At 61.7% G+C, this 4,490-nt stretch carries 5 protein-coding genes; 2 read left to right on the forward strand and 3 right to left on the reverse strand.

From position 1 onward, the window contains the following. Positions 1 to 147: 147 nt before the first annotated feature. A complete protein-coding gene (locus WBF74_RS11350) occupies positions 148 to 588 on the reverse strand; it encodes a hypothetical protein (RefSeq protein ID WP_424439727.1) in 441 nt (146 codons plus the stop codon). Positions 589 to 671: 83 nt separating this feature from the next. Here WBF74_RS11350 and WBF74_RS11355 point away from each other — a divergent pair, with 83 nt between their 5' ends. Next, complete coding sequence (locus tag WBF74_RS11355; protein WP_424439730.1) at positions 672 to 1,814, forward strand: PQQ-dependent sugar dehydrogenase; 1,143 nt, start codon at positions 672 to 674, stop codon at positions 1,812 to 1,814. Positions 1,815 to 1,820: 6 nt separating this feature from the next. Here WBF74_RS11355 and WBF74_RS11360 read toward each other — a convergent pair whose 3' ends face one another. After that, a complete protein-coding gene (locus WBF74_RS11360; protein ID WP_424439733.1) occupies positions 1,821 to 2,639 on the reverse strand; it encodes a TonB family protein in 819 nt (272 codons plus the stop codon). A 147-nt stretch (positions 2,640 to 2,786) separates the two neighbouring features. Here WBF74_RS11360 and aguB point away from each other — a divergent pair, with 147 nt between their 5' ends. Then, positions 2,787 to 3,659: an N-carbamoylputrescine amidase gene (gene aguB, locus WBF74_RS11365; protein ID WP_424439736.1), complete on the forward strand. Its 873-nt coding sequence runs from the start codon at positions 2,787 to 2,789 to the stop codon at positions 3,657 to 3,659. A 22-nt stretch (positions 3,660 to 3,681) separates the two neighbouring features. Here aguB and WBF74_RS11370 read toward each other — a convergent pair whose 3' ends face one another. After that, positions 3,682 to 4,488 carry a formylglycine-generating enzyme family protein gene (locus WBF74_RS11370; RefSeq protein ID WP_424439739.1) on the reverse strand — a complete coding sequence of 269 codons (807 nt, stop codon included), beginning with the start codon at positions 4,486 to 4,488 and terminating at the stop codon, positions 3,682 to 3,684. Between the last annotated feature and the right edge of the window lie 2 nt (positions 4,489 to 4,490).

The following is a 4,490-nucleotide window of genomic DNA, read 5'->3' on the forward strand; positions in this document are numbered from 1 at the left end:
GCTTCAGACCAAAGGCTGCACGGATTGGCGGGACATGGCAACTGCCCATGACAAAAAAACGACCGGCGTTGCACCGCTGACGCGCCTGCGCCCTTCCCTGCCTAAAGGAGAGGCACCTACACGGCATCCGAAAAAGGGTGAGCGGAATCAGGCTGTGCGCTGGCGGGAGATGAGGGCGAAGGCGAGGCCACCCGAAGCACCCGCCACCATCTGCGCGATGAAGCCCGCCCAGGAACGCGCGCTCGCGATCGGCGTCATCTCATAGACCATGCCCATCAGGCCGAGGGCGACGGCAATGGCGACAGCACCCGCAACAGCATAGACGAGATTGCGCTGCACGCCTGCCCAGCGATAGACGAGCGCGCCCGCGATGAAGGCCACCAGAAAACCGAGTGCGATGACGGCGCCAAAGAGGGGCGCCATGCCGCCAATGTCATGCAGGGTGGTTGACCAACGCTCCGCAAAAGGAATGTCGATCCCCATATCGATCAGACGGGCGAGAATGAACTGGGTGTGGAAGATGGCACCAAGCACGGTGGCGACGATCACCGCGCAGATAAAGGCCAACACAATCCGCAAAATCCACATCTCTGCCCCCTCCGAATTTCTTTTGCCCGGCAACTCGCTGTATGATCGCACAGAATATCACTGAACGGGGCGGGAAACAGTCAATGAGCGATCGGGTGTGGTATCTGTCGGCGATCAAAGGTGCGGCCATTGCAGCCGTGGCGCTTCTCACATGGAGCGCCTCCTCGGCGCAGGAGACCGGGAGCAGCAGCCTGCCCTATGAGATCGTTCCGGTGGCGGAAGGGTTGGACCACCCCTGGAGCCTGACCTTCATGCCGGATGGCTCGATCCTCATCGCCGAACTTTCAGGGCACATTCGCGTGGTGCGTAACGGGGTGCTTGCAGATGACCCCGTCAGCGGTGTGCCTCCGGTCTATTTCCGCAGTCAGGGCGGCCTCTTCGATGTGGTGCTTGACCCTCGCTATTCGGAGAATGGCTTTGTCTATCTCTCCTATGCGCATGGCTCGCCGAAGAGCAATGGCACACGGGTCACGCGGGCGCGTTTCGACGGGACGACCCTGAGCGACCTCACCGTCATCTTCGATGCCTCGCCCATGAAAGACACCCCCGTCCATTATGGCGGGCGGCTCGCCTTCCTGCCGGATGAGACGCTGCTGGTGACGGTGGGTGACGGTTTCGACTATCGCGAGGAAGCCCAGAATCTTGGCAGCCATCTCGGCAAGGTTGTCCGCATCGACCGGGACGGGAATGTGCCTGTTGACAATCCCTTTGTCGGGCAGGACGGGGTGAAGCCTGAAATCTGGAGCTACGGCCACCGTAACCCGCAAGGACTGCTCGTGGATGCCGCTTCCGGCCGCGTCTATGAGCATGAGCATGGCGCGCAGGGCGGCGATGAAATCAACATCATCGAACCGGGCAAGAATTATGGCTGGCCGGTCATCACCTATGGCATTGACTATTCCGGTGCGCGCATCTCGCCCTACACGGAATATGGAGGCATGGAGCAGCCCCTGCTGCACTGGACCCCTTCCATCGCGCCAGCCGGCTTCACGCTGTATCAGGGTGATGCCTTCCCCGAATGGAAGGATGATCTCTTTGTCGGTGCGCTGGCTGCAAAGCATGTGCGCCGCGTGGACATGGAGAACGGCGAGGTTGCCGGACAGGAAGTTCTTTTCGCTGAACTGGGTAAGCGTATCCGTGATGTGCGGAGCGGCCCGGACGGCTATCTCTATCTCGTGACAGATGGACAGAATGGCAGTGTGCTTCGCGTCGAACCGGCGCAATAGTCTTGCCTAGTTGGGGGCGATGCGGAGCGTCAGTTCGAAGGAAGCGCGCGGCATGGTAACGCCGGGCGGGAATGGCGCGAAAGGCATGCTGCGCGAGATCGCCTCCATGCCTGCCCTGTCCAATGCGGCATTGCCGGTTGAGCGGATCATCTGTGCGCCCTCAAGCGCACCGGTACGGTTCACGACCAGGGCCACGACCATCACACCGGTCGCACCTCGCGCTTCCGCCGGATAGGTGACATTCGCGACGATGCGCCTGCCCATCGCATTCAGATAGGCATCCCCGCCCCGCGCGTTCGCATTCGGCTGGCTTGATTGCGCGGTCCCCTGCTGGCCTGCCCGGACATCGTAACCCGGCTCCAGCGTGCGAGCCCAGCCGGGTATCTCCACCTGCTCCTGCGCCTTCACTTCCGGTCGGGGCGGCTCCGGCTCCGCTTCCGGCTCTGTTATGTCCCGGTCAGCGGGAGCGTCTGCTTCCTTGCCATAGCCGGGTGTTGTCCGCTCATCGGTTGCGCCGGAGCGGGTGAAGCTTTGCTGGTTTTCAGGTTGCGGTTGAGGCAGCGGCGTTGGCTTCTCCTTCGCAGGTTCCGCTTCCGGCCGCTGCACGATCTCGACATCAATGGCAGGCGGCTCCTGCACCGGGGGCATCGCTTCCGGGCGGACGAAGAAGAAAGAAAGCAGCACCAGAAGATTGAGCAGAACGGCAAAAACGACAGCAATGGCAAGTTCGCGCGTCCATGTGCGCTGGCGTGGCGGCGGGGGCGGCAGGACGTGGAAGCCCGCGCGCGGGAGTGCGTCATCCACATACATGTTACTCGTCGTCACAAGCCCATCCTGCCCGGAAGCCTCATCGCCCGACAGCTTATCAGGAGCCGGCACCATATGGCATAGGCCGATATGTGCCTGAAGATCAGCGGATGATGTATGATGGCCGCAACCGACTTTGAGACGTGCCTGAGCAGGAGTTTCACGATGACAGAGATCACCGTAGCGGCAACGCAGATGGCGTGCAGCCAGAACCGCGACGAGAACATCGCGCGGGCGGAGAAGCTGGTTGTGGCCGCTGTCGAGCGGGGCGCAAATATCATCCTGCTACAGGAGCTTTTTGAGACACATTATTTCTGCAAGGACACAGCGCCCGACCTGCTGGAGCTTGCGCTGCCGGTGGATGAAAATCCGGCCGTGCGTCATCTGCGCTCTGTTTCGCAGAAGTATGGCGTCGTATTGCCGATTTCGATCTATGAGCGCGCGAATAACGCTCTCTACAATTCTCTGGTGATGATCGATAGCGGCGAGATCCTCGGCACCTATCGCAAATCGCACATCCCGGACGGGCCGGGCTATGGCGAGAAATATTACTTCAGCCCCGGCGATACGGGATTTCAGGTGTGGAACACGCGGCACGGCTGCGTGGGTGCGGCTATCTGCTGGGACCAGTGGTTCCCGGAGGCGGCCCGCATCCTCGCGCTGAAGGGAGCGGATGTCATTCTCTACCCGACCGCCATTGGCTCCGAACCGCATGACCCGACGATCCATTCGCGTGATCACTGGCAGCGCACGATGCAGGGACACTCTGCGGCAAACATCATTCCCGTCGTTGCTTCAAATCGGATCGGCCGCGAGGAAGGACGAAGCTGCGCCCTCACCTTTTATGGTTCTTCCTTCATCACCGATGCGAGCGGCGCAAAGGTGGCGGAGGCCAGCGAGGACAGGGAAGAAGTTCTCACTGCCACATTCGACACCGAAGAGAACCGCAAACAGCGCATCGCCTGGGGCGTGTTTCGCGACAGGCGGCCGGAGCTTTACGGCGATCTGCTCACGCTGGATGGTTCGCTGCGGCGCTAGCAGCAAAACAAAACCGTGGCCCTTAGGCGGGTGGCGGCGCGATGAGGATGGTTCGGAAGCCGAGATGGGTGGTGGCGAGGTCCACTTCCTGCGGCTGGCGCGCACCGGGGCGATAGCGGAGGCAGTAGGACGGCGCACAAAGCCATGAGCCGCCCTTGATGACATGCCGACCCGGCGCGCCCTCATAGGCATCTGCCGTCCATTCCCAGAGATTGCCGATCATATCATGGAGGCCGAGTTCGTTCGGCTCAAAGCAGCCAACAGGTGCGATGCCGACAAAACCGTCTTCCGCCTCGTTGATGACGGGGAAAAGCCCCTGCCATGTGTTTGCCTGTTTCGGCTGCGCGCGCGGCGCGGGTGCATCGGGGTTCGCGCCACGCGCGGCCCACTCCCACTGGGCCTCGGTCGGAAGCGTCCTGCCCTTCCATGTGGCATAGGCGAGCGCGTCTTCATAAGCGATGGCGGTAACGGGGAAATGATCCTTCCCTTCGATTGACGTATCAGGCCCGCCCGGCTGGCGCCAGTTCGCGCCCGGCACATATTGCCACCATTGCGAGATGTCGCCCATGCCGCTCACATCATTCGGCATGATGAAGACAACTGCACCGGGCTTTCGCATCTCGGGCGGCAGGCCGGGATGAAGCGTTTCGTCCACCGGGCGCTCGGCTACCGTGACATAGCCCGTCGCCTCCACAAAGGCTGCAAATTCTGCATTTGTCACCTCGGTCCGATCCATCCAGAAGCCGTCAACCGAGACTTCGCGCAGGGGGCCTTCTTCCGGGTAGAGCGTGTCACCCATGATGAAGCGCCCGCCTTTCACCCACACCATGC

It is taken from the genome of Parvibaculum sp. (assembly GCF_049672805.1).
Classification (GTDB): Bacteria; Pseudomonadota; Alphaproteobacteria; order Parvibaculales; family Parvibaculaceae; genus Parvibaculum.